Origin of the sequence: Thiohalomonas denitrificans, assembly GCF_900102855.1 — a bacterium.
In the GTDB taxonomy this organism is placed as follows: Bacteria; Pseudomonadota; Gammaproteobacteria; order Thiohalomonadales; family Thiohalomonadaceae; genus Thiohalomonas; species Thiohalomonas denitrificans.
Genome location: NZ_FMWD01000002.1, coordinates 181,946 through 203,359 on the forward strand (window position 1 = coordinate 181,946; position 21,414 = coordinate 203,359).

General features: G+C 56.5%; 24 protein-coding genes and 1 pseudogene. 7 read left to right on the forward strand and 18 right to left on the reverse strand.

Going from position 1 to position 21,414, the window contains the following annotated elements:
• Window positions 1–147 precede the first annotated feature (147 nt).
• Window positions 148–459: pseudogene (locus BLP65_RS17390) on the forward strand (DUF3617 domain-containing protein); the annotation flags it as partial.
• A 39-nt stretch (window positions 460–498) separates the two neighbouring features.
• On the opposite strand, the gene BLP65_RS03440 reads toward BLP65_RS17390, so the two are convergent.
• The 5 genes from BLP65_RS03440 to BLP65_RS03460 form a co-directional block, all read right to left on the reverse strand.
• A complete protein-coding gene (locus BLP65_RS03440) occupies window positions 499–1,017 on the reverse strand; it encodes a DUF421 domain-containing protein (RefSeq protein WP_092993240.1) in 519 nt (172 codons plus the stop codon).
• A 1,045-nt stretch (window positions 1,018–2,062) separates the two neighbouring features.
• The gene (locus BLP65_RS03445; RefSeq protein ID WP_245688227.1) at window positions 2,063–3,085 is read right to left on the reverse strand and encodes an alpha-L-glutamate ligase-like protein; all 1,023 of its coding nucleotides are present in this window, start codon (window positions 3,083–3,085) and stop codon (window positions 2,063–2,065) included.
• A complete protein-coding gene (locus tag BLP65_RS03450) occupies window positions 3,082–4,599 on the reverse strand; it encodes an inactive transglutaminase family protein (protein WP_092992649.1) in 1,518 nt (505 codons plus the stop codon). Before BLP65_RS03450 ends, BLP65_RS03445 begins: the two co-directional genes overlap by 4 nt.
• Complete coding sequence (locus BLP65_RS03455) at window positions 4,596–5,363, reverse strand: ATP-dependent zinc protease family protein (RefSeq protein ID WP_092992651.1); 768 nt, start codon at window positions 5,361–5,363, stop codon at window positions 4,596–4,598. The genes BLP65_RS03450 and BLP65_RS03455 overlap by 4 nt, the downstream gene beginning before the upstream one ends.
• A 336-nt stretch (window positions 5,364–5,699) precedes the next feature.
• Entirely contained in the window at window positions 5,700–6,413 is a 714-nt protein-coding gene (locus BLP65_RS03460) for a class I SAM-dependent methyltransferase (protein WP_092992653.1), read from the reverse strand.
• Between the two features lie 229 nt (window positions 6,414–6,642).
• Between BLP65_RS03460 and BLP65_RS03465 the strand changes: the two genes are divergently transcribed.
• A complete protein-coding gene (locus BLP65_RS03465; protein ID WP_092992655.1) occupies window positions 6,643–6,942 on the forward strand; it encodes a hypothetical protein in 300 nt (99 codons plus the stop codon).
• Between the two features lie 47 nt (window positions 6,943–6,989).
• Here BLP65_RS03465 and BLP65_RS03470 read toward each other — a convergent pair whose 3' ends face one another.
• A complete protein-coding gene (locus BLP65_RS03470; RefSeq protein WP_092992657.1) occupies window positions 6,990–7,322 on the reverse strand; it encodes a hypothetical protein in 333 nt (110 codons plus the stop codon).
• A gap of 116 nt (window positions 7,323–7,438) precedes the next feature.
• On the reverse strand, window positions 7,439–8,989 hold the full coding sequence (locus BLP65_RS03475) for a diguanylate cyclase domain-containing protein (RefSeq protein WP_175452421.1): 1,551 nt from the start codon (window positions 8,987–8,989) through the stop codon (window positions 7,439–7,441).
• A 471-nt stretch (window positions 8,990–9,460) separates the two neighbouring features.
• Here BLP65_RS03475 and BLP65_RS03480 point away from each other — a divergent pair, with 471 nt between their 5' ends.
• Both BLP65_RS03480 and BLP65_RS03485 read left to right on the forward strand, forming a co-directional pair.
• Window positions 9,461–9,988, forward strand: coding sequence for a CHRD domain-containing protein (locus tag BLP65_RS03480; protein WP_175452422.1), 528 nt, complete (start codon window positions 9,461–9,463; stop codon window positions 9,986–9,988).
• 342 nt (window positions 9,989–10,330) lie between these two features.
• Window positions 10,331–10,807 carry a hypothetical protein gene (locus BLP65_RS03485; protein ID WP_245688228.1) on the forward strand — a complete coding sequence of 159 codons (477 nt, stop codon included), beginning with the start codon at window positions 10,331–10,333 and terminating at the stop codon, window positions 10,805–10,807.
• A gap of 342 nt (window positions 10,808–11,149) precedes the next feature.
• On the opposite strand, the gene BLP65_RS03490 is transcribed toward BLP65_RS03485, so the two are convergent.
• Entirely contained in the window at window positions 11,150–12,874 is a 1,725-nt protein-coding gene (locus BLP65_RS03490) for a BCCT family transporter (RefSeq protein ID WP_092992663.1), read from the reverse strand.
• Window positions 12,875–13,552: 678 nt separating this feature from the next.
• On the opposite strand from BLP65_RS03490, the gene BLP65_RS03500 reads away from it, so the two are divergent.
• Both BLP65_RS03500 and BLP65_RS03505 read left to right on the forward strand, forming a co-directional pair.
• Window positions 13,553–14,158 (forward strand): TetR/AcrR family transcriptional regulator, encoded by a 606-nt coding sequence (locus BLP65_RS03500; protein ID WP_092992667.1) that lies wholly within the window; start codon window positions 13,553–13,555, stop codon window positions 14,156–14,158.
• On the forward strand, window positions 14,155–14,886 hold the full coding sequence (locus BLP65_RS03505) for a class I SAM-dependent methyltransferase (RefSeq protein WP_092992669.1): 732 nt from the start codon (window positions 14,155–14,157) through the stop codon (window positions 14,884–14,886). The genes BLP65_RS03500 and BLP65_RS03505 overlap by 4 nt, the downstream gene beginning before the upstream one ends.
• Before the next feature lie 188 nt (window positions 14,887–15,074).
• Here BLP65_RS03505 and BLP65_RS03510 read toward each other — a convergent pair whose 3' ends face one another.
• The 4 genes from BLP65_RS03510 to BLP65_RS03525 all read right to left on the reverse strand — a co-directional run bounded on the left by BLP65_RS03510 (window position 15,075) and on the right by BLP65_RS03525 (window position 17,128).
• Window positions 15,075–15,668, reverse strand: a complete 594-nt coding sequence (locus BLP65_RS03510; protein ID WP_139181407.1) for a hypothetical protein — start codon at window positions 15,666–15,668, stop codon at window positions 15,075–15,077.
• Window positions 15,669–15,718: 50 nt separating this feature from the next.
• Entirely contained in the window at window positions 15,719–16,123 is a 405-nt protein-coding gene (locus BLP65_RS03515; protein WP_092992673.1) for a hypothetical protein, read from the reverse strand.
• A gap of 79 nt (window positions 16,124–16,202) precedes the next feature.
• Window positions 16,203–16,562, reverse strand: a complete 360-nt coding sequence (locus tag BLP65_RS03520) for an acyl-CoA thioesterase (protein ID WP_092992675.1) — start codon at window positions 16,560–16,562, stop codon at window positions 16,203–16,205.
• 77 nt (window positions 16,563–16,639) lie between these two features.
• Entirely contained in the window at window positions 16,640–17,128 is a 489-nt protein-coding gene (locus BLP65_RS03525; protein ID WP_175452423.1) for a glutaredoxin family protein, read from the reverse strand.
• 116 nt (window positions 17,129–17,244) lie between these two features.
• Between BLP65_RS03525 and BLP65_RS03530 the strand changes: the two genes are divergently transcribed.
• Complete coding sequence (locus BLP65_RS03530) at window positions 17,245–17,745, forward strand: hypothetical protein (protein WP_092992679.1); 501 nt, start codon at window positions 17,245–17,247, stop codon at window positions 17,743–17,745.
• Between the two features lie 298 nt (window positions 17,746–18,043).
• Here BLP65_RS03530 and BLP65_RS03535 read toward each other — a convergent pair whose 3' ends face one another.
• From BLP65_RS03535 to BLP65_RS16600, 6 genes are all read right to left on the reverse strand, one after another.
• Window positions 18,044–18,229, reverse strand: coding sequence for a hypothetical protein (locus BLP65_RS03535; protein ID WP_092992681.1), 186 nt, complete (start codon window positions 18,227–18,229; stop codon window positions 18,044–18,046).
• A gap of 139 nt (window positions 18,230–18,368) precedes the next feature.
• The gene (locus tag BLP65_RS03540; protein WP_139181408.1) at window positions 18,369–18,737 is read right to left on the reverse strand and encodes a hypothetical protein; all 369 of its coding nucleotides are present in this window, start codon (window positions 18,735–18,737) and stop codon (window positions 18,369–18,371) included.
• A gap of 43 nt (window positions 18,738–18,780) precedes the next feature.
• Window positions 18,781–19,221: a hypothetical protein gene (locus tag BLP65_RS03545; protein WP_092992685.1), complete on the reverse strand. Its 441-nt coding sequence runs from the start codon at window positions 19,219–19,221 to the stop codon at window positions 18,781–18,783.
• Window positions 19,222–19,298: 77 nt separating this feature from the next.
• Window positions 19,299–19,835 (reverse strand): hypothetical protein, encoded by a 537-nt coding sequence (locus tag BLP65_RS03550; protein WP_092992687.1) that lies wholly within the window; start codon window positions 19,833–19,835, stop codon window positions 19,299–19,301.
• A gap of 29 nt (window positions 19,836–19,864) precedes the next feature.
• A complete protein-coding gene (locus tag BLP65_RS03555) occupies window positions 19,865–20,368 on the reverse strand; it encodes a hypothetical protein (protein WP_092992689.1) in 504 nt (167 codons plus the stop codon).
• A gap of 429 nt (window positions 20,369–20,797) precedes the next feature.
• Window positions 20,798–21,322 carry a hypothetical protein gene (locus tag BLP65_RS16600; RefSeq protein WP_139181409.1) on the reverse strand — a complete coding sequence of 175 codons (525 nt, stop codon included), beginning with the start codon at window positions 21,320–21,322 and terminating at the stop codon, window positions 20,798–20,800.
• Window positions 21,323–21,414 lie beyond the last annotated feature (92 nt).

The following is a 21,414-nucleotide window of genomic DNA, read 5'->3' on the forward strand; positions in this document are numbered from 1 at the left end:
TTGCAACAGAGGCATCCGGCGCCGGCCCATCTATCCTGTCGAAGAGGCGACACGCTGAAACAAAGATTCGACGTGAAATCGGGATTTTCCCTGACCGCAGTACTGGCCATTTGCATCATCGGTTCCGAGGCACTCGCACAACCGGATATGCGTCCGGGCTTGTGGAAACACCACTTCACCGTAACGTCGCAGAGCGGAGAGGTGGAAAGCGCCATGCGCGAAATACAGCAGCAACTGGCGAACATGCCGCCCCAACAACGCAAGAGAATGGAACAGATGATAAAGGCTCAAGGCGTCCAGTTCGGGCCCTCCGGCCAGAGTGTAAAGCTCTGCGTCAGCGAAGAGAAAGCCGCGCGTGGAGAGATGCCGCAAAGGGATGGCTACTGCACTCAGGAAATCATCGAGCGTAGCGGCGATACCATCAGGATCCGGTATCAGTGCGCCGACGAACCACCCTCCAGTGGCGAAGGCGAAGTCACCTTTGCAAGCCCCGACCGCCTACTCCCCTGCGCGCGGCCGCTCGACGCCGGTAAGGCTCGATTCCCCGGAGCCCCCGTTTCGGGGGACTACGCTAAAAGATCCGTCGGTTTCCAGCACAACTGCCTCAACCTCGTTCAGTGTCGCCACCCCGGCGGATCGTACCGCTGCCCGAACCTCGTCTTCAGTCACCCTGGCCGATACCAGCGCCGCCTGCAGAAAGCTTCCGCGATAGAGCAATAGCGCGGGCTCACCGGTGACCAGCCCACGGAACCAGCGGGCACGGACACTGGACCAGGTGACTGCATACTGCACACCGATCAACAGGGCAAACGCCAGCGCCCCCTGGGCCAGGGCCACATTCTGATTGAGCAAAATAGTCGCCAGTGTCGAGCCGAGTGCGACCGTAACCACAAAGTCGAAAGCGTTCATCTTGGACAGGGTGCGCCGACCGGAAATGCGGAGCAGGAAAACCAGACTGATGTAGGCCAGTACCCCGATCACCGCGGTTCGAAGCAGAGCCGATCCACTGCCCAGCATGTACTCGTCCACTTGGCCTCCTGCCTCTCTCCGAGATGTCGCCGCATCATCCTGTTATCGAAAATCCCTGAATCGTGAGACTAGTGTACTGTTGCATGCTTGTCGGTGCTTTCAGCGAGTCGCTGGCCGGCCAGACCGCTCCTGCGCATCCATGCGCCCGCGGCATTTGTGCATCCATGCACATCATGCAAGGCGCGTTTCGCAGGGAATGGCGCGCCCTTTGAAGTGCAGGGACGCACAAATGCCGCGGGCGCATGGATGCGCAAGAGCGGCCCAAGAAACGCAACGCCGCAGATGGCCGGCCAGCGGCTCGCCCGGAGGGAGCCCCCCAAAAACGCCATGACGGCGTTGCGGACTCCGTCCCTGGAGTCCGCCCTTCGGGCCAGCCTTCGGCTGTCCGAATCCGCTCCCGGCGGATTCGTGCAGCGCTTGACAAGGGAATGACCATTACCTGCGCGCTGCGCCTTGTCCTGACGTTTTTGGGGGGCTCTGAAAGTATCGCCAAGCATGCAACAGTACACTAGCCACCATCCGCACACCTTGCACAAAAACACGATAAGGGGCCCTGTTTTTTTGGCCTGCCTTACCATACATCAAGGATCATTTTCCAGTTTTTGGCTATATTACCGGCGATCCCAAAGCAAAAGAGGAAACCAATGGAATCGACCATCAAAAGTGCGTCCAATATTTTCACCGTCTGCACGTTGCTGGGCATGGGCGCCCTCGGCATGGTGTCTGCCGCTACCCTGCTGTGGGTCGCGCTGCTCTGATCCGTTCGACTGCCGGGCTTTGTCCGGCCGTCACCGATGATCGGTCCGCGGCCGGCCCGGCCTTTTAATCATCGGCGCTCCTACAGGTCCCGGAGAGAGATACGTCTCCTTTCGTGATCGAACGAACAAACATCGCACGCGCGTCAGTCTCCCGTTACCCGAAGCCACTGCACTGGGTGTTGTCCTGTTAGAGGCACTGGATGCGGAGACTGATTGCTGCGGCGAGCTCTAAAGATCTCTTGTCCGATCCGGAAAGTTGCTCCGGCGCGCGGCGACTATCCCGGAAGCGATTCCAGGGAGTGCGCGGTGGCAGATTCCGGCTTTGCACTGGCCGATGCAAAGTGTTGGCGAACGTACGCAATACGCTGCGCAATCGTCATGCGCGGCGCCTCCGGGAACGCTTCTATGCGGCGAAGTCGCGGTAACAGTCCTGCACCATTTGCGAGTTGAATGGTCAGCCCCGGCCGTGCATTCAGCTCCAGCAGCATTGGGCCGTTCCGCCGATCCAGTACGAGATCGACCCCCAGATAGCCCAGGCCGGTCATATCTGCGCAGGCACAGGCGAGTTCGAGTAGCGTAGGCCATTGCGGGACCCGCAACGATTGCAGATCCCTGCCGGTATCCGGATGTAAAAAGACGGGTTTGTTCTGCTGCACCGCACGCACCGCAGCGCCGCTTGCGATATCGATACCGACCCCGACCGCCCCCTGGTGCAGATTTGCCTTGCCGTGTGACACAGCGCAGGAAAGCCGCATCATCGCCATCACGGGAAATCCCCGGAACACGATGATCCGCACGTCGGGCACGCCTTCGAACGAGTAGTCCCGCAGTGAATCGTCCGCTTCGATCAGCGCCTCGAACACAGCAACATCAGGGGAACCACTCAGCGAAAACAGGCCGGCCAGGATGTTGGAAACGTGCCGTTCCAGATCACGCAGGGTCAACTCCTGGCCATTGGAACGATAGAAGACCCCCTCCTCTACGCGCGAGACCACCAGGATCCCCTTGCCGCCGGAACCCTTGGCGGGTTTTATGCAAAAGCTGCCCAGACCGCCAACCAGCGTTCCCGCGCGGGTCACGTCATGCTGATGTTCAATCACCCCTAGGAGTTCCGGCGTGGTGACACCGTGATGCAACGCCAGGCGCTTGGTCTTCAACTTGTCATCCACCAGAGGATAGAGAGCGCGTGGGTTGTAGCGACTGATATAGGAGATGTTGCGCCGGTTCATACCGAGGATGCCTTGCGCTGAAAGATGCCGGAACGGCAGCAGACGACTCAGCCGCTGCCACACCATCATGCGCGTCCGCCAAGCATCGGCTGGAAGCGTCGCAACTCCAGCATGCGGTATCCAGTGTAATTGCCGATCAACAGGACAACTGCCATGAACAGGAACTGCAAACCGAGGAAGTTGAAGGTCAAATGACGGACCATGTCATTGCTCATCACGAGATAAGCAAGCAACGCGACCAGTAGCGAACCGCCTCCCTGCGTGAGCACCTCCCTGGGGCCCTCCTCCTCCCACAGGATCGACATTCGCTCTATGGTCCAGGCCAGAATGACCATCGGGAAGAAGGTAATCTTCAGTCCCTCGGTGAGCCCCAGTTGGAACGAAAGTACGGAAAAGGCTGCGATCATGATAATCACGGAAATGATCACGGCCGAGATACGGGCCACCAGCAGCAGGTTCAGCCTGGACAGGTAGGAGCGGATCATGAGCCCGGCAGCGACGATGAGAATGAAGCCCACAAGCCCCGTCAGCAGGCTGGTCTGGATGAAGGCCATGGCAATCAGCACCGGCATGAAGGTGCCGGAGGTGCGCACACCGACAATAATGCGCAGAAACGAGACGATCAGCACGCCCACGGGAATCAGTAGGATCCCCTTGAACAGCGCCTGTTCGGATAGCGGAAGACTGTGAATGGAAAAGTCGAGCAGGTTCTGTGCAGCGGGAAACGTGCCCTCCTCAAGCATCCGGTTGACCGGCACTTCCTGTTCGATCATGGAAAAGCTGAGTCGCGAATTCCGGCCGCCGACGATATCCAGCAGCGGCGCCGAGTAATATTCCCAAAGCAAGCGATTGGTATGCTGTCCCGACTTTCCGGAACGCATGTCGAATAGCTGGTAGTTTTCGCCCTCGAAAACCTGCAGCAGGTTGACGACTTGCTGGCGGCGCCGGCCATCCTCTAGATTCAACGCCTGCACTTCCCGGGCGGGAATGCCTGCCATATGAAGCATATCGACCAGCCATGCGCCACGTGGCTTCACCTGCGTCAGCAGGCTCGCGCTCTGGCTCTGGCGATTGAATTCATGGATCAGCTCGCGGGCCAGTGTGTAAGGGCCAGCGGAGCGCTCACGCGCACGTTCCAGGATCAGGTTCACAACCGTGGCGTGGGGGCCGTCAAGACGAACCGCGGACATGCGTGGCGCCACGGCTGTTCTGGCTCCCACCGTGTCGGGGTCAACCAGCATCTCCACTTGATAGTAGAGCGTCTGTTGCCCCTGCGCCTTGCGAATCGACCACTCAGCCCGGCGGCCCTGCCCGTTCTCGACAAAGGCAAGCCCGTATCCCGGACTCGCTGTATGCTCGCCGACACGCTCGAACCCGCGCTGTGAGTCGGGAATCGCAAGCGATACCTTCACCGGCTCGCCGAGCGCGACAAAATCCACCTGCGCCTCAACAGACCAAATCTGCCTTTTCTCTCCCGGCAGCCACGGGACATCGAACATGGCATATCGATACCACGTCAGCAGACTACCCGTAATCAGCAGCAGGGTAACCAGCAGATAAAACGGACCACGGCCGGTCGTCATTCAGGCACGTCCATTGGTTCGGGAGTATATTTTTGCTGCACAAACTTGCGCGCCACATCGACGACTACGACATCGCGCAGAAAGTTACGCCCCAGCAGCACGGGATAGAGCATGTTTTCACGATTGGTAAGACTGAATTCCGTTTCGTCGGATAATCCGCCCACGCGCACATTGAGACGAACCACCGGCCGCCGCTCAAGTTCATCGGAAGACGCCTGACGGATCTTCACATAGCGTACAAGCGGAGTTTCGTAAATTTCGCCACCATCCGGGTGCTCTTCATCCGGCAGACGAAACCGGATCCAGTCCCGACTGTCGCGTTCGAAGGGCTGCAGGTCCACGGCATTCAGAGAGGACGAAAGTGCTCCCGTATCGACACGCGCCTTGAGGTTTCGATCCAGCAGTTCCAGCCAGGCCCACTCGTTGCGCCCGAATACCGCCTTGCCTTCTTCGCTCAGCACGAGAGTGGTCTCCCGCGCCGCCGCGGGTTCAGGCGCGGCCTTCTCAGCAGCAGTTAGACGATTCCATTCGAACTGCTCCTCCCGGAAGTGTTCAAGTTCAGCCAGCAATTCAATCATCTGCTGCTGTTTCTCGATTTGCTTTTCCAGCAAAGCCGATTGTCCCATCAGCACGGAGCTTTGCTCGGCGAGCAACCAGGAGTGCCGGAGCTGCTCCTGTTCCATCCGCTTTACGGCTTCCTTGTCCACTGCACAACCGGCGCTTGCCACGACAACACTGCACAGCAAGAGAAAAAACGTTTTCATTATTTATGATTCGCCAACCGACCGTTCAAACCCAAAAATTCATGATCTCGCCACTTTAGCAGTCGGTTAGGCAAACTGTCCCAAACCGAGCGCACGGAACGCCACTTTCATCCCCTGTACGCGCGGTGGTGAGTCTCGTTATCCGTGGCAGCACCTGATAGCAGTATTACTTTCTTTAAACGGTGGACAGGAGAGACGCGGGAAATCCCGGAGGTTCATTTGACCGATTGGCCAACAACCGCTCCGAAGACGGATCGAGATTCTCTTGGGGAGACGTATTTCGGAACCAGTTCACAACTTCAGGTAAAAAATCGATACACCGCATCGGCCGTGAGGCTATGGGCTGAGGTCTCCCACTTTGCGGAATCGCAGAAAATAGTTTTTTTCCAGAAAATCCCTGTCCTCGATCAATTCGAAACCCGCCGACTCAATCTCTTCGATCACTGTCGTCTTTTTTGCACGCACATGTCCCTGCACCCAGCCGCTGCCCCCCTCTTTTCGAAAATCGATAACCACAAGGGTGCCGTTCGGCCGGAGCGACCGATGCACGGATGCGAGGATCTCGTGCGGGTACTCGAAGTGGTGATAGGTGTCCGAGAGGAAGGCCATGTCCACGGCACGGGCCGGCAATTCCACCGATCGCTGGTTGTTGACGATTCCCTCGACGTTGTCGAATTCCCTCTCCTCGGCGCGACGCTCGATATTGCGGATAAACGAGCGCGAAATGTCGACGGCATAGACCCGCCCTTCCGATCCCACTGCTTCGGCAAACATCAGCGTAAACAACCCCGTCCCGGCACCGATGTCAGCGACTGCCTGACCAGCCTCCAGGCCGGTCGCCTCAACAATCTCCTTGCGCCTGTCGTAGACCTCTCGCCCGGGACGCTCGAAGGTCCTCACCCAGGAATCAAAATCCGGGTCCCGGTAAGGGACGTTGATGGAGGGATCGACCCGCGGTTGGGCCTCCTGTTCAGCAACCACCCCCGAAGGCCCGGCAAAAGCCCCACCGATAAAGAGCAGAACAAGGAGAAGTCGCAGAAAACCTTTCATCGGGTCACCTTCCAGAGGAGTTTCAGAAAATGATAGCGGATGAGGACAAGAAGAATAACAGCCCCCGTACTGCTCTTGCGGCATGGCCGCTGCCCAGCGGCGGCGCCTCCTGACCGCATGATAGGATCGTCACCCACTGACAACAAAGAGCTCCGATGACCGACTCGCCCGCACGCCTCCCGGCTCCGGGCCGAGCGAGGGCCACCGGGACTCCGAAGGAAACACAAACGTGATCGAAAAACGCAACGCCGTCGCCGAAGTGATGCGCCGGGCCGCAGTGCTGCCGCTCGGCCATGCCCTGGAGGTGCGGAGCTACAAACGCGACCGGGGCTTCGTGCTGGTACGCGAGGGAGAGGCGGACTACCGCCTCATGGAAGAGGGCTTCGAGCAGGCCCGCGTGTGCGTGCGCTGTGAAGACCTCAAGCGGCTGCTAAAGACGGTGGTAAAGCGCGAGTTCCCCCGCAGCAACAAGTTGCGCATCTACGAGACCGGCGAATTCCGCGAGTGGGCCCCGCGCAAGGTGCTCTGATCGACCACCACGTATCTTCTACGACCAATCCCTTTGAATGCCTGCGTTCAAAGTGCTTTGAAATCCGCCTTTCCGGTTCGTTTGTCAATGGTAACCAGCAGTTCGCAGTACGCTTCGTCGCGAGCACCACTACCGCCACCGCAGGTCACGCACTCAACAATCTGTGCGAAAAACACTCCCACCCGGGCGTAGATATGCTGTTCATCATCGCTGACTTCATTGATGATAACGCCAAGGTCACTCTCATCAAGACGGTTGCCCTTTTCCACGGCGTGAGCAATCGGCAGCACACCACTGCGCAGCTGCTCCAGTTCTGACTTGAGCACGGCAGAGAATCGCTCCGTACCCCAGCTATCGATGCTCGCTTTCAATATCTTCATGGGGGTCACTTCATGAGTGTCAGGTCTTTTCTCTTGCATTTCTTGCACGACTTACAGAGGCCTATTCCTGTTCGCGAAACATCCCGTGATCGCACAGAAGAAGACAGAGCCGATTATCACGGGATTCCGGCTTCAGTTGACTGAAAGAACGTCACCTGATTTCGCCCTTCCGCTTTGGCCTGATACATGGAAATGTCGGCGCGCTTGAGGAGTTCATCGACGTCCACCTTGCCTCCAATGCTGAGGGCCACACCGATGCTGGAGGTACAGCGGTGCTCCAGGTCATCCTCCAGAAAATAGGGTTCATTCAGGACCGCGACGATCTTCTCGCCAATGCTATGGGTCTGCAATAGCGCCTTTTCCAACTCATGGCTGAGCCCCTCCAGCACAATCACGAACTCGTCACCGCCCTGGCGTGCGACCGTGTCACTGGCCCTCACACAACCGCGCAAACGCTCTGCCACCTGTTGCAACAGACTATCGCCCACGTGGTGGCCACGTGTATCGTTGAGCTGTTTGAAATTATCCAGGTCGATAAACAGCAGAGCCAGGTACTCTCCGTTGCGAGCACTGTTCAGGACTGCCCGCTCCAGCCGATCCAGCAAGAGACTACGGTTAGGCAACCCGGTCAGCTGATCGTAGAAGGCAAGCTTGTGGATCGACGCCTGCATGCGCGAAAAGATCCGATACTGACCGAAAAGCAACAGCATCAGCAGTGTCAGCCAACCGGCACTGCTCCACATGGTGTGCCGCCAGATCCCCTCTACCTGCTCACTGACATCAGCGACGACCAGCAAAGTACCCACCTTCTCACCCAGGTAGCTGTTGATACCAAAGACCTTATGCGCGACATAGCGCTTTTGCTGATAGTCGAAAGGGATAAGATTGGCGCGGCTCTGTTGCGAGTGGCGTCCCGCCTCCCGTACCAGTGCGTCCATGGCCGAAAAGGCAAAGCTATCGTTACCGAGCGGCAGCAGTTCGGTATCACCGTGCTGAGCCACAAAAGGCTGCATCGCCGCACCTTGAAAGATCACCCCGACCTGCACATCAAAAATCTCGGCCAGTCGCTCCGTAAAATAGGCGATATTAATCCCCAGTTCGAGCGCCCCCAGATGATCACCGCCATCCGTGATCGGGACCACCGCCCGGTAACTAATGCCATTCTTGCCGATCTCAAAACCGGTCCGTGATTCACGCGTGCGATTGGCATCGGCAATCATCGGACGCAGTGTCGTCAAATCATCGCCGAAGTTTTCCGGTTGATGTACGCGCAACAGTGTGCGGTTGTCAGGGCCATGGAAGTGGAGAACTTCTACATGGGGATTTTCCTGCCGCTTAAGTTCATACTGCCACTGTATCTCCCGCATCAACGCTTCCCTGTCGCCACGACGTATCGCCCCTATAACCGCGGGATTTCGCAGCAGCATATGCAGATAGGCGAGCTGATGCTCCAGAACACCCGCCACGTCCCGCTCATAACTGGCTGAGAGCTGACGCTGCAAGACCTTATAGCTATCTGCAACCAGGCGCTGGCTGACCAGAAGCCCCGCCGTTTGTACTCCCGCCATCACCAGAACAGCCCCACCGAAAGCCAGCACGAACAGATACCCGCGCATCGTTCTGTAGTCCGATGACGTCGCGGCGTTCCTGGTGTGGTTTTGGGCCATAGTAGTCTCGTTGGTGAGAGCCATCAGACCATGTCCGGTTTTTTGTTATTTCCCACTCTTGATCGACATAATTTACCGATGCTTCCCGCGCAATCAGGAAAATGGCGGCTAGGCACTGCCACGCAGGCAATGGAGGACCCCTAAGATTTTAGCGCAAAAGTTGTATGTCGCTCTATCCATAAAGTGCCCCTTGGCCTCCAAAGCGAGAGGAAAGGGTGTGACATAGGGGTTTGCACATTAAGCCGTCAAGAACTGGTCCAAGTCGAGATGATCGAGGCGTTCCTCGCCGGACGGTTTCTCTGCATGAAGGGGCCGAGTCCGAGTCCGCACCGACGAACCAACTCGGAGCCCCTAAAACGCTCCGCCCCCGTCCGACGGCTCACCAGGCAGGATGTCCGAACGATTACGGATTGCCAATCTGGTGTTATCGGCTTTGGTTGCTTTAGGTGTTTGGCAAAAGGAGAGTTCGGCATGAAGCAAAACGTATTTGCAATGGCAGCCCTACTGGCCCTGCCCACAATGGCCATGGGCCAGGACGACGAGTTGCGCGAACGCGGGCAGGAGCGTGAAAAGGGAGAGTTTGCCAAATTCGAGCTGGCTCTGAGCGAAGCTCAGGTCGTTCCGGCGATCGAAAGCGAGGGACGGGGCGAGCTGACCATTAGCTTCAATGACGAGCTAAGCGAAGTGAACTACCGGCTCGAGGTCAGCGACACCAATACCGCCGTCACCAGTGCCCACCTCCACTGCGCCCCCGCGGGAGAGAACGGCCCTGTCGTCGTGCCGCTGGTCACCGAAGGCGAAGAGCAAAACACCTTCACCAGCAACGACATCACGCTCGCGGGTGAACAGCAGGAGGCGTGCGGCGTACCCATCAACAATATCGCCTCACTGTTCAATGCGATTACTGAAAACGACATCTACGTGAATGTCCATACAGAGGCGTATCCGGACGGTGAGTTGCGGGCACAGATCTTCCCCGAATTCGGAAAGAGCAAATAACGCGACCGGGCCATTCTGAAACGACCAATCCGGAGGCACATCCTCGGCAGAGGTTTAATCCCAGCGGCGATGAACCGCGGGGGTGGGCCGGGGGCATGCCGGGGGTCACCCATTAGCCGCCTCCGCTGGCAATACGGTATACCGAAGCGGCGCACGCTCCTTCCGGCACGGCGCTCTATACTTTTGGGCTGGAACGGCTTGGATAAAGTAATGGGTGTTTTTCCCCGAATCGGGATACCAAACCAAAGACGGCTGGTGTTATCCGCAATGGCCCTGTGTATCACAGCACCCGCGTGGGTAGGTGCAGCTGATATTCGGGGAAATTGGTTCTTTCATACTTATTTGGCCCAATTTACCGACACCAGGTTCCTTGAGATCGTACAGCTGCATACCGACTTCGAGCCGTCACGGCTTGCCGCGATCGGAGGCGGAAGTGTTTTCGCGACCCTCGGCTCCAACGCCCATCTTGAGTGGGAGGTGAATGCTGCGCACCATTGGGGGATGCAGCAGCATATTGAGGTAAACGGTATCGTTTCGGCGCGCTGGTACGGTTTCCCCTGGCAACAGCATTTGCGAACCAGTGTGGCTCTCGGTACCGGGCCCTCCTATGCCTTCCGGGACCCGTCGCTGGAGGAGCGCCGGGGCCGGGAGCCTTCCCGCTTGCTACAATTCCTGCTCCTCGATATCACCGTCGCACCACCCTCTTGGCGGAACTGGAGCGGCTTCGCTCGTATCCACCACCGCTCCGGCGTGTTCGGGCTTGTGGCCGAAGCCGGTGGCTCCAATTTCATTGGTATTGGAGTCCGAAGGCATCACTGAAGACACTACCAGGTGTACCAATCGGGCCGGATTACCACCGAAATCCCGGAGGAAACGCAAACGTGGACGAGAAGGGCAATGCAGTCGCCGAGGTGATGCGCCACGTCGCAGTACTCCCGCTCGGCAGACAGTAGGCATGCACCACCCAATCGAAGCGCCCGCACAACTTCACGAGGATGCCGAGGAGCAGGCGCCGGTCTTCATCATCCCGACAGATATCTTCCTGACCACGGTCGTGCCATAGCCAGCCCGCGAAAACCAATGCAAGAGGAAAGCCCTGACCCTAGACTCCTGTCCCCTTTACACTAGCGGGGAGTGCCACACTGTTTTCCGCATGGACCACTAGGCTATGGATGGGTCTTCAAGAGCCGGGTTCGTCCGTTGTTTTGCTGGAACGGTTTCGTCCTCCAGAGTCGTCGAGGCCTGTCCTCCCTCCCCGGGTTGGGCGGAGCCCGGCTGCTTGATCGCGTAGGCCAATGCCTCCTCGCCGGCTTCCGCGGGCACGATCCAGAGCTCGTGTGGCGTCTCGGAGCGCACGCCCGGCAGCGGGGCGAAGGCCTCGGCTTCGAGGGCTCGAAGGGTTCCCATGATCATGAGGATAATGACCACCGAAAACGGCAGGGCAGCGGTAATGACCGCTGATTGAAGGATTTCCAGTCCACCGGCAAGCAGTAATGCGCCGGTCAGTAGCGTCAAAACTATCCCCCAGACGATACGATGCGCGGTCGGCGGTTCCGGATCGCCGCCGGCGAGGATGGTAGTGACCACGAGAGTGCCGGCATTAGCCGACGTGACCAGGTAGGTACCGATCAGAATGTTCACCACCGCGCTGACGAAGATGCCCAGGGTTCCGAGCTCCATCTTTTCGATAGTCACGAAAAGGGCGGAGGTAACGTCCCGGTTGACCGCTTCGACTACGCCACCCGAGCCAAACAGCTCCTGATGCAGGGCGGTACCGCCGAGCAGTCCGATCCAGACGATACTGATCAGGGTTGGGACGAGCAGCACCCCCATGACAAACTCCCGCAGGGTGCGGCCGCGGGAGATGCGGGCGATAAACATGCCTACAAACGGAGACCAGGCCAGGGTCCAGCCCCAGAAGAAAATGGTCCAATCCGCCTGCCAATCGCTATTATGATTCGCGTGGGTGTAGAAGGCCATGCTCAGAAGGTTCTGGAGGTAATCCCCGGTGGCCTGAACGGTCGAGCTGATCAGGTACTGGGTAGGTCCGAAGAACAGCACAAATAGCGCCACGCCCAGACTGATCCAGAAGTTCGCAACGGACAGCATCCGCACTCCCCGATGGACACCGGAAACCACTGAAATGGTAGCAATGAGCATCAGTCCACCGACGATGCCAAGCTGCAGTTCCACTGAGGACTGCAACCCGAACACGAAACCCAGACCTGCATTCATCTGTTGCACGCCCAGACCCAGGGTGGTGGCGATACCAAACACAGTACCGAACACGGCCAGGGTATCTACGACGTCGCCAATCGGTCCGTAGATACGATCACCGAGGAACGGGTAGAGCGCCGAGCGGATGGTCAGGGGCAGATCATGCCGGTAGGCAAAGTAGGCGAGTACCATGGCGACGAATGAGAAAATGGCCCAGGCATGAAGGCCCCAATGAAAAAAGGAGAGGCGCATCGCGATGGTCGCCACCTCTGCCGCTGTGCTTTCGCCGCTGAAGGGGTTCGACTGAAATTGAAGAATCGGCTGGGCCACCGCCCAGAAGATGATCCCGATGCCGGTGCCGGCCGCGAACAGCATGGTAATCCATGAAAAGAAGGTAAACTCCGGCAACTCCCTATCATGACCCAGCCGCACGTTCTTGTAGCGGCCCGTTCCCAGCCACAACATAAAAAACAGCAAAAAGGCCACCAGCAGGGGGTAATACCACCCAAGCATCGGATCTAGCGTGGCGCGCACACTGCTGATGACCGCTGCGGTACGCTCGCTATGGAAGACCCCGGCGATAGCGGCAAACACCACGGTCAAAGTGGCAATGATGGTAACCCGAGGGTTCATCCCCTTGAGCGGACCGGATTGGGATTGGCTGAGCATTATTCATCTCTCTGTTCTTATTGGAGAAGATGCCGGGATTCGAAAAAGGAAGATTATTATCTGGGGCCAAATCGGATTGGGTACACGTTAGCTGAATGAGTATTTGCTAATCAACTGGAAAGGAGTAACAGATAGTAACGGAAAGTAAGGAACGAACTACCAACGGCAAATGGAACTGTTCCGTCTAATGTCTAATGGAGGGTCCAGGTCTTTCCTTTTGCATTCCTTGCCGATTTATTATCCGACGGATATAGGAGTAGTGCAGCCCGAAATGCTCCCCGATTTCCTTAAGGCTGTATCCGCCACTCGCGTAAGCAGCCGCTATAGCGGAACCTCGGTCGGGAAACTTCCTGGCGTAATGGCGCAGCGATTTGGGCGGCGCACGGCACTGCTTCTGTGGGATTTCGCTCAAGTCCTTGTTGCCTGCATTTTCTCCACGAACGTCTCGGAGCCCAAATAGACCTGGCCCTTGAGTTGCTCCCAGGGACTCGGCTGGTAGACCCTCTTTTGCTGCGCGAGTCTACCTGCGCCGTGGAAAAACGGCATAGGTTTCCTATTATTCACTACCCGCAAGAGGGATGGCCTGACCTTGTCCTCTAGATGCCCCTCCTGCTGGAACCCGATTGACAGAATAATTTTACGCTTTATGATCATGTTCAGTGAACATGTTCAGGTGCTATGAAACGAAAACAGCAGATGACCCAAACCCGGCAAGCAATCCTTTCGGCAGCCAAACAGCTGTTCGCCGAAAAAGGATTCGAGGGGACCACGATAAGAGCGGTAGCCGTGCGAGCCGGCGTGGGCACGGGAACCGTCAATCTTCATTTCCCGGACAAGATCTCACTGCTGGGCGAAGCGATTTACGAAGATATCGAAGCGATTCTCCAGAGGCATTCGCTTCCCGAGGGGGCTCCGCTGGATGTACGGCTGGGCGAGCTGGTTCGTCCGCTGTTTGAATACTACGCCCGACAGCCTGCATTGAGCCGTGTGCTGGTCAAGGAGTCGCTCATGATGAGAGGCCAATGGGGCCAGCGCTTCGACCAGCAGCTACAGACGTTTACCGGGTCGATGAAGCGGGAGCTTTTGGCCGCACAGGGGTGTGGAGAGCTCGATCCGGGGTATCCGGTCTCCACCCTGATTGAGGCTCTGTTGGCCTATTACATCGCGCTCGTTATCGAAGGGCTGCGCTCCGAAAAGCCCGAACCCGCAGAGCTGGTGAAACGCTTTCGACGCCTTGTCAGCCTGCACACTGTCGTGGGCCCAAAGGACAATAAAGGGAAATGACCGCAACCGCCTTTATTCGACCGGAAATCCGCTTCCAGCGGCTTGAGGACGGCATCGTCACCGTACTGCCCGAGGATCTTCGCGATCATCCGTACGACCGGATCGCTCGACTCTACGACCGGGTCGTAGGTAACCCGCTTTACAACCGGTTTGCCTGGGGAAACTGGCCCCGCGCCTACGCCTCGGCAGCCCGGTACGCCCTAAAGGAATCCCACGGTCCGTTCCTGGATGCCGGCTGTGGCAGCCTGGTTTTCACCGCGCCCGTCTATGCGACCGTCACCGACCGCCCGCTGGTACTCCTGGACCGCTCTCTGGCCATGCTCCGCCAGGCCCGTGAACGGCTCATCCGGCAGTTCGGCAAAATACCTGACCATATCCTGCTCATCCAGGCCGATATATTTGACCTGCCGTTCCGCAATTCCAGCTTCGGCGCAGCCGCGGCCTGGGGCATGCTTCATCTGTTCGATGAGGTTTCGGCGGTTGCCACCGAACTGTTACGCGTATCCCCGCAGGCCTGGTTTACATCTCTGGTCTTGGCGAATCGAAGAGGCGATCGTCTGTTACAGGCGCTCCACCGCAAGGGTGAGGCCGCCTTACCTCGTACCGCGCCCGAACTAAGTCGACTGATCGAGAAAGTGGCCAGGGTCTCGGACTTGCGACTACATGGCAACATGGCCTATGGCCGGTTTGCCGGTGTGGAACGAGCAACCGGCAACGCGGCCACATAGCCTGTAAACCGCCAGGGACAATATACCGTTCGAGTCCCGTCACCGGGCGAGAGCGAATAAGGCGGCTAATGGATGACCGGGCGCACAAATATAATAGGAAAGACCGAACTTTTGTCCTTTTTTCTGCGAAGACGGATGCAAGAGAAAAGACTGACACTTCTGCTATTTTGCCGTTAACCGAATAGGACTCACTTCTGCTTTTTGGATGCGAGGTAATCTCCCAACTGAGAAGCAATCTTTTCGTAGAAAAAATCTCCCATGAGGGCATTACTCAGATAGACATCCTTTCCCGAAACGAACAGCGGATACATCTTTAGGTAAGGGCCCGCCCCCCGGAGTTCATGCTCGACATAACTCAGCACAAAATCCCCGTAGTTAACCATGGCGACGAAGCTTGATGTCTTAATATTTTTATAAAGAGATCGATTCCTGTTGAACATCCTGGGATTACTGACCTGCTTCCGCATGGCCGACCGTTCGGACGGTTTCCACAGCGACAGAATCTGCTCTTCGGTCCCGGAGCGGTTGGTCTCGACAAGATTTATCACAAACATCTCTTCTCGCGTAGGTTCAGCGCCACGTTTCTGTAGCCGTTCGAAAGTTGCATTTCTCTGATAAAGCTTTCCTTGAAACGACAAAATGACAGGCTTTTCGTTGGTCTTGTCCGGGGCAAAGACTATTGTCTGTCCAGCGTACTGATCGGCATTGGTTTGCCCACTAACAAGTAGTAACGCAAAAGCAATCAGAACAATAAAAAATCCAAGGTATTTCCCTGTATTCACCATTTCTACCATGTAAGAGGAAAGGCTTTACCCTTCAGTTTGTTTTTACCTCAAGCAAGGGCACTCTTGCCGAGGCGTCGATACAGGAGTAACTGACTAGCAATCAGCGCCGGGAGCAAGGGTGCAAGGAACGCGGCGAGAAGTGACCAAATCCCAAGGTACTTATCAAGGTTGCTGCCTGTCATCAGAAATGAGATCGCCACGATGACTTCTATTCCACACACAGCAATGAGCCACATGCGTATTTTTGAGCTGCCCTCAATAACCTCTATCGGTGTCGGCCCCACACCCTCAAGGCTACGAATGCTCTGCCAATTTAATATGCCGTAAATCACAAGAGGTATAAACATGGCACGCGCAAGGGCAGGATGATCGACTAGAAGAAGGGCAATCGTAAGGAAGGTAAACAACACCCCCCATATCTCAATCAATTTACGTTGTTTTTTCGTCATCATGCTATAGCCAATGACTGGTTCACGGGTCGAAGTTGATCCCACGGCTAATTCGAGGCGATCAGCAAATCGATCGCAAAGGTCAGTCGCACGGGATGGGTATCTTCTTCCCTTCATCGCCCAAACAGACGAAAGTCACATGGGTGGAGAAGACATTCTCTTCCCGACCGGTCTCGATATCATCGGCGAAGACCTTTACCGTGTATCGAATGGAGGTACTCCCCTGCTCCGCCTTTTCGATGACGAAGCGGAGTATCGTCCCCTTGCTGACCCCCCTGCGAAACTCCACCCCATCCATACCGATGGTGACGAACTTACAGCCCGGGTGTTCCAGGCTGGCGGCTATCCACGCGTACTCGTCGACCCACTTGAGCATGTTGCCGCCGAAAAGATAGCCGTAGTGGTTAAGGTGTTCAGGCAGGACCAGTTTGTGTTGTTCCATGGCGGGTCCGGTCAATAAGATGGTTCATGATAAAACCAATGCGAAAACCGGCCCTTGGTATTTGCACGCTTCACCGCCTACTGGTCCCCGGTATCCAGCAGACGTTCGAAACGCGCTTCTGAAAAGCCGTTCAGCCGCTGGCCACCCACCAGAAAGATCGGCACCCCCGCCCCGTTCATGCGACGGTAGTCCCGCTTGCCTCTTGCCGATTTCTCCACATCATACTCCGTGTACGAAATGCCGTTACGGCCAAGATAGGCACGCGCCTTTTTGCAGATACCGCACCATTCGGTTCCGTACATGACCACCTTTGGTTGACCTACAGCCTTCTCCGGCCTGGGGTCCGGCGACGAAGCCGGAACGGGTGGCGCACGGTAGCCGTTCAAAGGCCCGACCTCCACTGCGCTTGCGCCGGGCCCGGGCTTGTCGCCGAAGTGGGTGACGCCATTGGCATCCGTCCAGCGGTAGAGGTTTCCGGCCCCGGCCGCACCGCTGGCCAGCAGCAACACCAATACCAGAACACCTCCGTTCGCGCCCGTCCGGCGCCTCGATAGCTTCCGATCCATCCCAGTCACTCCTCCCCCTCCGAAACTTCTTACCGGCTTATTTTTGCACCACCTGAAGCCGAGGAATCCCTCATGTTCTTCCATTATCATCGTCTTCCGCTCCAACCAGACGCGCGATGGCCCGTCCTTGCCAACTCCGTGGCCTTTCACTGTACTTCACCTTTTTCCTCGCGGCGAGCTTTGCGCAACTGTTGGGATCACCCCCAACCCGTGGCAAAGCTAAGTTCACCTCCGTTCAGGAGCGCGCCGCGACGGCAAAACAGGCTGACCGTACGGACGACATCCCGTCACAACCGGCCCACCTTCTTCCCTTCGCCGGCAACGCGCGCGAGCCGATGCCCAGGGGCCTGCCCTTTCGGTTTACCGACTATCTGGACTTGGTGGGCTTCACCGGACGGCTCATCCGCGAGGGCAAGCGTGGCGCCATCCCCGAGCACCTACCTTCTATCCTCCAGCGCCTGGCGATCGATCCCAAGCAGTGGGGCTATCTGACTACCCAGTTCGAGAGCCCTTTCAAGGGTCTCGTAGGTGCAATCCACGACCTCAAGAAAGCCTGCGAGCAACTCGGCTACCGACGAACGCCCGGTATTGGCGCCTGCCGAACGCTGTTGGCCTAACGCTTTCCTTTCCGATCGCGCTATTGCGCTGCGGACGCCAGACCCGCGAACTACGAGCGCGCCGAGTTCGGACTATGGCGCCAGAAATCATCTAAGCATGTCCATATTTGCGCATGCCGTTACCGTAACTTAGGGAAAAACCGCAGCTCTGAGTAAAAAGGCTCGTCATCGCCACCGCGAAAGCTTTTCTCTTCGTCTCCTTACGTTGGGTGTCCATGTTCGTTCTGGCTCTAACATCCAAGCTCACCCGGCGCGGGCCGCGTAGCGGCACGCAGTCGGGTGAAGCGCCGAGTTAGGGCTATGAATTCTCATCTCCATCGCCTACCAACCCCACTAAAATCAACGTTAAAGAAAGAAACATGTACGCCAAGCCCACGATCAACGCTTCCTGGCCGCGCAGGTAAAGATTCCACACGTGGAACTCGATCTCCCTGTCGAAAGCGGCTGGAGCGATAAACACCTTAAACGTTGCATACGCAAGCATGCCAACTCCAGCGAGGGTAAGCACAACATGCTTGCCTGTATACTTCCTAGCCATTGCGCCCTAACGCCTCCCATAACCCGCAGCCGAAAGCGGTGAGACGGACGAGCGTAGCTTTTGGCTGTCGGAGTTGATGGGCTTGTTAGAGCACATCTCTGTACCTCCAGCGAAACAGCAGAGCGGCCAAGGCCACTCCCGCGAATAAGCCGGCTCCCAAGGCCGCAAAAAAGACGCCCGAAGGCAGCCATCCGTATTTCAATGCCGACACTACAAGAGCGCTTAATCCTGCGCCGAGAACGCCGGAGGAAATTCCCTCAAATGCCTGGATCGCGACACGTGCTGGTTTGGGGTTTCTTCTTGCAATTTGCATCCCCAAGACAAGAAGCATCCCAACTATCGCCCCAATCAGCGCGAACGGAATCGCATTCCAATCTATCGGCGGCACGGCCGATCTGGCCGACTCCAACGCTGACGGGCCACCCACCAGGCCGAGAACGAAAATGGCGGTCAATATTAGCTTCCTACCCTTCATGTTCTTTGCTCTAACGTCCCATTCAGCCGCCGCTTCCAGCGGTCGGTTGCAATGGTATGTTAGAAGCGTCCCCTCTGAACCTTGCATCCAACCGCGTGAGGTAGGCCATCGCGATGATGGCACCGTCGCATAACGAAACCACATCAGCTAATACCGTTTGGGCTGGACTTTGAATCAGCACGCCCGAAATCGCGGCAACGACAAGGCTCGAAGCCGTAAGTACCACATAGAATGTCCGCGCTCCTTGGGCGAACTGCCACATCCCAATTGCCGCGATCAGCCAAAGCACCGGCAGCATCCATAACAACGGCTCGGGCATTTGGAGCAATGACTCCGCACCGGTATGAACAACCGCATTGGCTACCTGCGGCGAGAACAACCAATGAGCGAAGTAGAAACTACCCACCCAAACGAGGTACAAAACGAGCGAAATTACCAGCAGAGTACGAAACAGCTTTTCCATAGCTTTTCACGCTGCCGGTAACCCGCGCCGCCAATGAAGTTTTTCGAGTAATGCTACGTAACCTTCCGGCGTCGGGTTCACCGGTTTGTTATGCTCTTTTGGCATTGGCTATCTTCAATTTCTCGAACAGTTTTAGAAAACGTTTTTAGCAGCGCCCTATATTCATCCGAAGCTGCTATTTCAGACCGCATCAATTGGCGGAGGCCGTCCCCGTCTGGGTGCGGGGCGCGCCGTAGTGCGGCTTTCTGTAACTCGAGGAGTCGCGCATACCTTTGTTCATTCGCTGCCACCCTCTGCCGAAGAGACTCATCAAGGGCAAGCCAGTTATTGAGGGACATTCCGATTCTCAGTCGCTCCAGCTCTTCTCGTGCCAAGAATTCCACGGCGATTTTCGCCCGTTCGATAGCTCTAAGTTGGTCACGCAAATATATTTCCGCGACTTCCTTGTACTCAGGCGCGACCCCAACGATAAGCTCTGTAACAGCCCTCTGCCATTTTTCCTTCGCCAGTGCATAGTTGCCGTACTTTCTAGCCAGACAGTCCGAAGATGTCTCTGAGGCAAAGGACACGATAGGTACTAGCAAGGCATATACCAGCACAGTCACTCGTCTCATTGGTCTTTCCATATCGCATAACGGTTTGCTCACGCGCGCCGCACGCCGAGCGTGTAAAAAAGCGCCGAAGCTTCCCGGCGTCGCGTGCAGCTCATTGTCAGGAGGCGGATTTCTGATGCACTCGCGGGCTCCACTGTTTCCGAGCAAACCTCCCCTGCGCCACCGATGAAAAACAGCTTGAAGCTTCTGCCTTCTGGCAGTAGCGACTTTGCTGCTTTCTCCGAAAGCCAATAACCATCATGCGGTGCGGGCGACACCGACGCCACCGCGATAAGCAGCTGAATTTCCTCAATCTGATGTCCCATATCCGCGATATTTGACAGTTGTTCTTTGAATTCCGGGGTTTCAGTCGATTCGGTTACAACAAGCATGAGAGCAGGCTCAGCGCCCGGGAATTTGTCGCGAATTTGGGAACCAAAAGTCTCCGTGGAATACTGATTGCCCCTGGCATCCCAAAACGGGAGTACCAAGGAGCCTTGCGCCACAGCTTTCCCGATAACCACCGCTCCGAGTAAAACCGCCAAGCGTTGCATCGAGCCTCCTAACGGCCAGCTTGAGGCGGCGATGGCAGCGCGACAGCGCTTCCCGAGGTCGCTCTCCAAGCTGTTGTTAGAACGGTCATTTGGCTACTCCGGATGGTGCCAGAATTACCGGTACCACAATCCCCAAGACAATTACGAGCGCTACGTTCCGGAGGAATCCGCGGGGCCACCCAATAATCCAGCACCCCGTTACCATGCTGGCAGCAACAGTGGACAACCAACCCGAGCTCTGGTATATGGCCACCACCCACAACTGATACGCCACGATCAATGGAACAATTTTCAATCGTCCATAATGCTTTCTGACGTCCGCAGCTGCTTCCTGTTCTAGTTGCTTCAAGTCCATTTTTTTGCCCTTCTAACGACTAAGCTCAGCTAAGAGGAGCCGCATCGCGGCGACGAATCGGCTGGAGCGCATTGCTATAACTCACCTTTGATAAATTTGATGCTATATGAATCACTAGCTTTTTTTCCATTTACTAAATCCACAACCTGAGCCACTATTGTATAAGTTCCCTCTGGATCACTTTCCTCAAATATGAGATCTAATGCAGAATCGGCCATTGTCAGCATTGGTTTAGAAGGTAGCTTCCCTTTCCCCTTGGCATAATTACGCCGCCCAAAGATTGGCTTTTCATTTGGGTCAAGAATGTACAATGAGACGCTGAACTCATAATTACCATCATCGTTAGCTGACATCCCTGTAACCAAGAACGCCGTTACGATAAGTTGATCAGGCTTTGCCACCTTTAGTCTGTTTATCGTTACTCCATGGCTCGAAGGTGTAGATAGCCATTCTTCGATGTATTTAGGTGTATCGGATGCAACAATTACAAGCCCGAGATCACCTGCTTCTTTAGCAGCTGGTCCTGGAGTTCTTTCTGCATTTGCAGCACCACAAAAGAGAACACTAATTAAAATCCAGCTTAATTGATATTTTCTCATTTCTTTCCTTGTGAGTCATAACGTCCAAGCTCACCCGACGGGGGCCGCCTAGCGGCACGCGGTCGGGTGAAGCAAAAAGTTAGCCGAACACA

Excerpts from the sequence above, each read along its gene's own strand:
- BLP65_RS03500 (WP_092992667.1), top strand. The coding sequence starts at position 13,553 with ATGAAACGAAAACAGCAGATGACCCAAACCCGGCAAGCAATCCTTTCG.
- BLP65_RS03440 (WP_092993240.1), bottom strand. The coding sequence starts at position 1,017 with ATGCTGGGCAGTGGATCGGCTCTGCTTCGAACCGCGGTGATCGGGGTA.
- BLP65_RS03445 (WP_245688227.1), bottom strand. The coding sequence starts at position 3,085 with ATGATGGTGTGGCAGCGGCTGAGTCGTCTGCTGCCGTTCCGGCATCTT.
- BLP65_RS03525 (WP_175452423.1), bottom strand. The coding sequence starts at position 17,128 with ATGGATCGGAAGCTATCGAGGCGCCGGACGGGCGCGAACGGAGGTGTT.
- BLP65_RS03475 (WP_175452421.1), bottom strand. The coding sequence starts at position 8,989 with ATGGCCCAAAACCACACCAGGAACGCCGCGACGTCATCGGACTACAGA.
- BLP65_RS03555 (WP_092992689.1), bottom strand. The coding sequence starts at position 20,368 with ATGCAACGCTTGGCGGTTTTACTCGGAGCGGTGGTTATCGGGAAAGCT.
- BLP65_RS03460 (WP_092992653.1), bottom strand. The coding sequence starts at position 6,413 with ATGAAAGGTTTTCTGCGACTTCTCCTTGTTCTGCTCTTTATCGGTGGG.
- BLP65_RS03545 (WP_092992685.1), bottom strand. The coding sequence starts at position 19,221 with ATGGAAAAGCTGTTTCGTACTCTGCTGGTAATTTCGCTCGTTTTGTAC.
- BLP65_RS03530 (WP_092992679.1), top strand. The coding sequence starts at position 17,245 with ATGGCCCGTCCTTGCCAACTCCGTGGCCTTTCACTGTACTTCACCTTT.
- BLP65_RS03470 (WP_092992657.1), bottom strand. The coding sequence starts at position 7,322 with ATGAAGATATTGAAAGCGAGCATCGATAGCTGGGGTACGGAGCGATTC.
- BLP65_RS03535 (WP_092992681.1), bottom strand. The coding sequence starts at position 18,229 with ATGCTTGCGTATGCAACGTTTAAGGTGTTTATCGCTCCAGCCGCTTTC.
- BLP65_RS16600 (WP_139181409.1), bottom strand. The coding sequence starts at position 21,322 with ATGAGAAAATATCAATTAAGCTGGATTTTAATTAGTGTTCTCTTTTGT.
- BLP65_RS03520 (WP_092992675.1), bottom strand. The coding sequence starts at position 16,562 with ATGGAACAACACAAACTGGTCCTGCCTGAACACCTTAACCACTACGGC.
- BLP65_RS03455 (WP_092992651.1), bottom strand. The coding sequence starts at position 5,363 with ATGAAAACGTTTTTTCTCTTGCTGTGCAGTGTTGTCGTGGCAAGCGCC.
- BLP65_RS03490 (WP_092992663.1), bottom strand. The coding sequence starts at position 12,874 with ATGCTCAGCCAATCCCAATCCGGTCCGCTCAAGGGGATGAACCCTCGG.
- BLP65_RS03450 (WP_092992649.1), bottom strand. The coding sequence starts at position 4,599 with ATGACGACCGGCCGTGGTCCGTTTTATCTGCTGGTTACCCTGCTGCTG.
- BLP65_RS03550 (WP_092992687.1), bottom strand. The coding sequence starts at position 19,835 with ATGAGACGAGTGACTGTGCTGGTATATGCCTTGCTAGTACCTATCGTG.
- BLP65_RS03515 (WP_092992673.1), bottom strand. The coding sequence starts at position 16,123 with ATGATGACGAAAAAACAACGTAAATTGATTGAGATATGGGGGGTGTTG.
- BLP65_RS03480 (WP_175452422.1), top strand. The coding sequence starts at position 9,461 with ATGAAGCAAAACGTATTTGCAATGGCAGCCCTACTGGCCCTGCCCACA.
- BLP65_RS03505 (WP_092992669.1), top strand. The coding sequence starts at position 14,155 with ATGACCGCAACCGCCTTTATTCGACCGGAAATCCGCTTCCAGCGGCTT.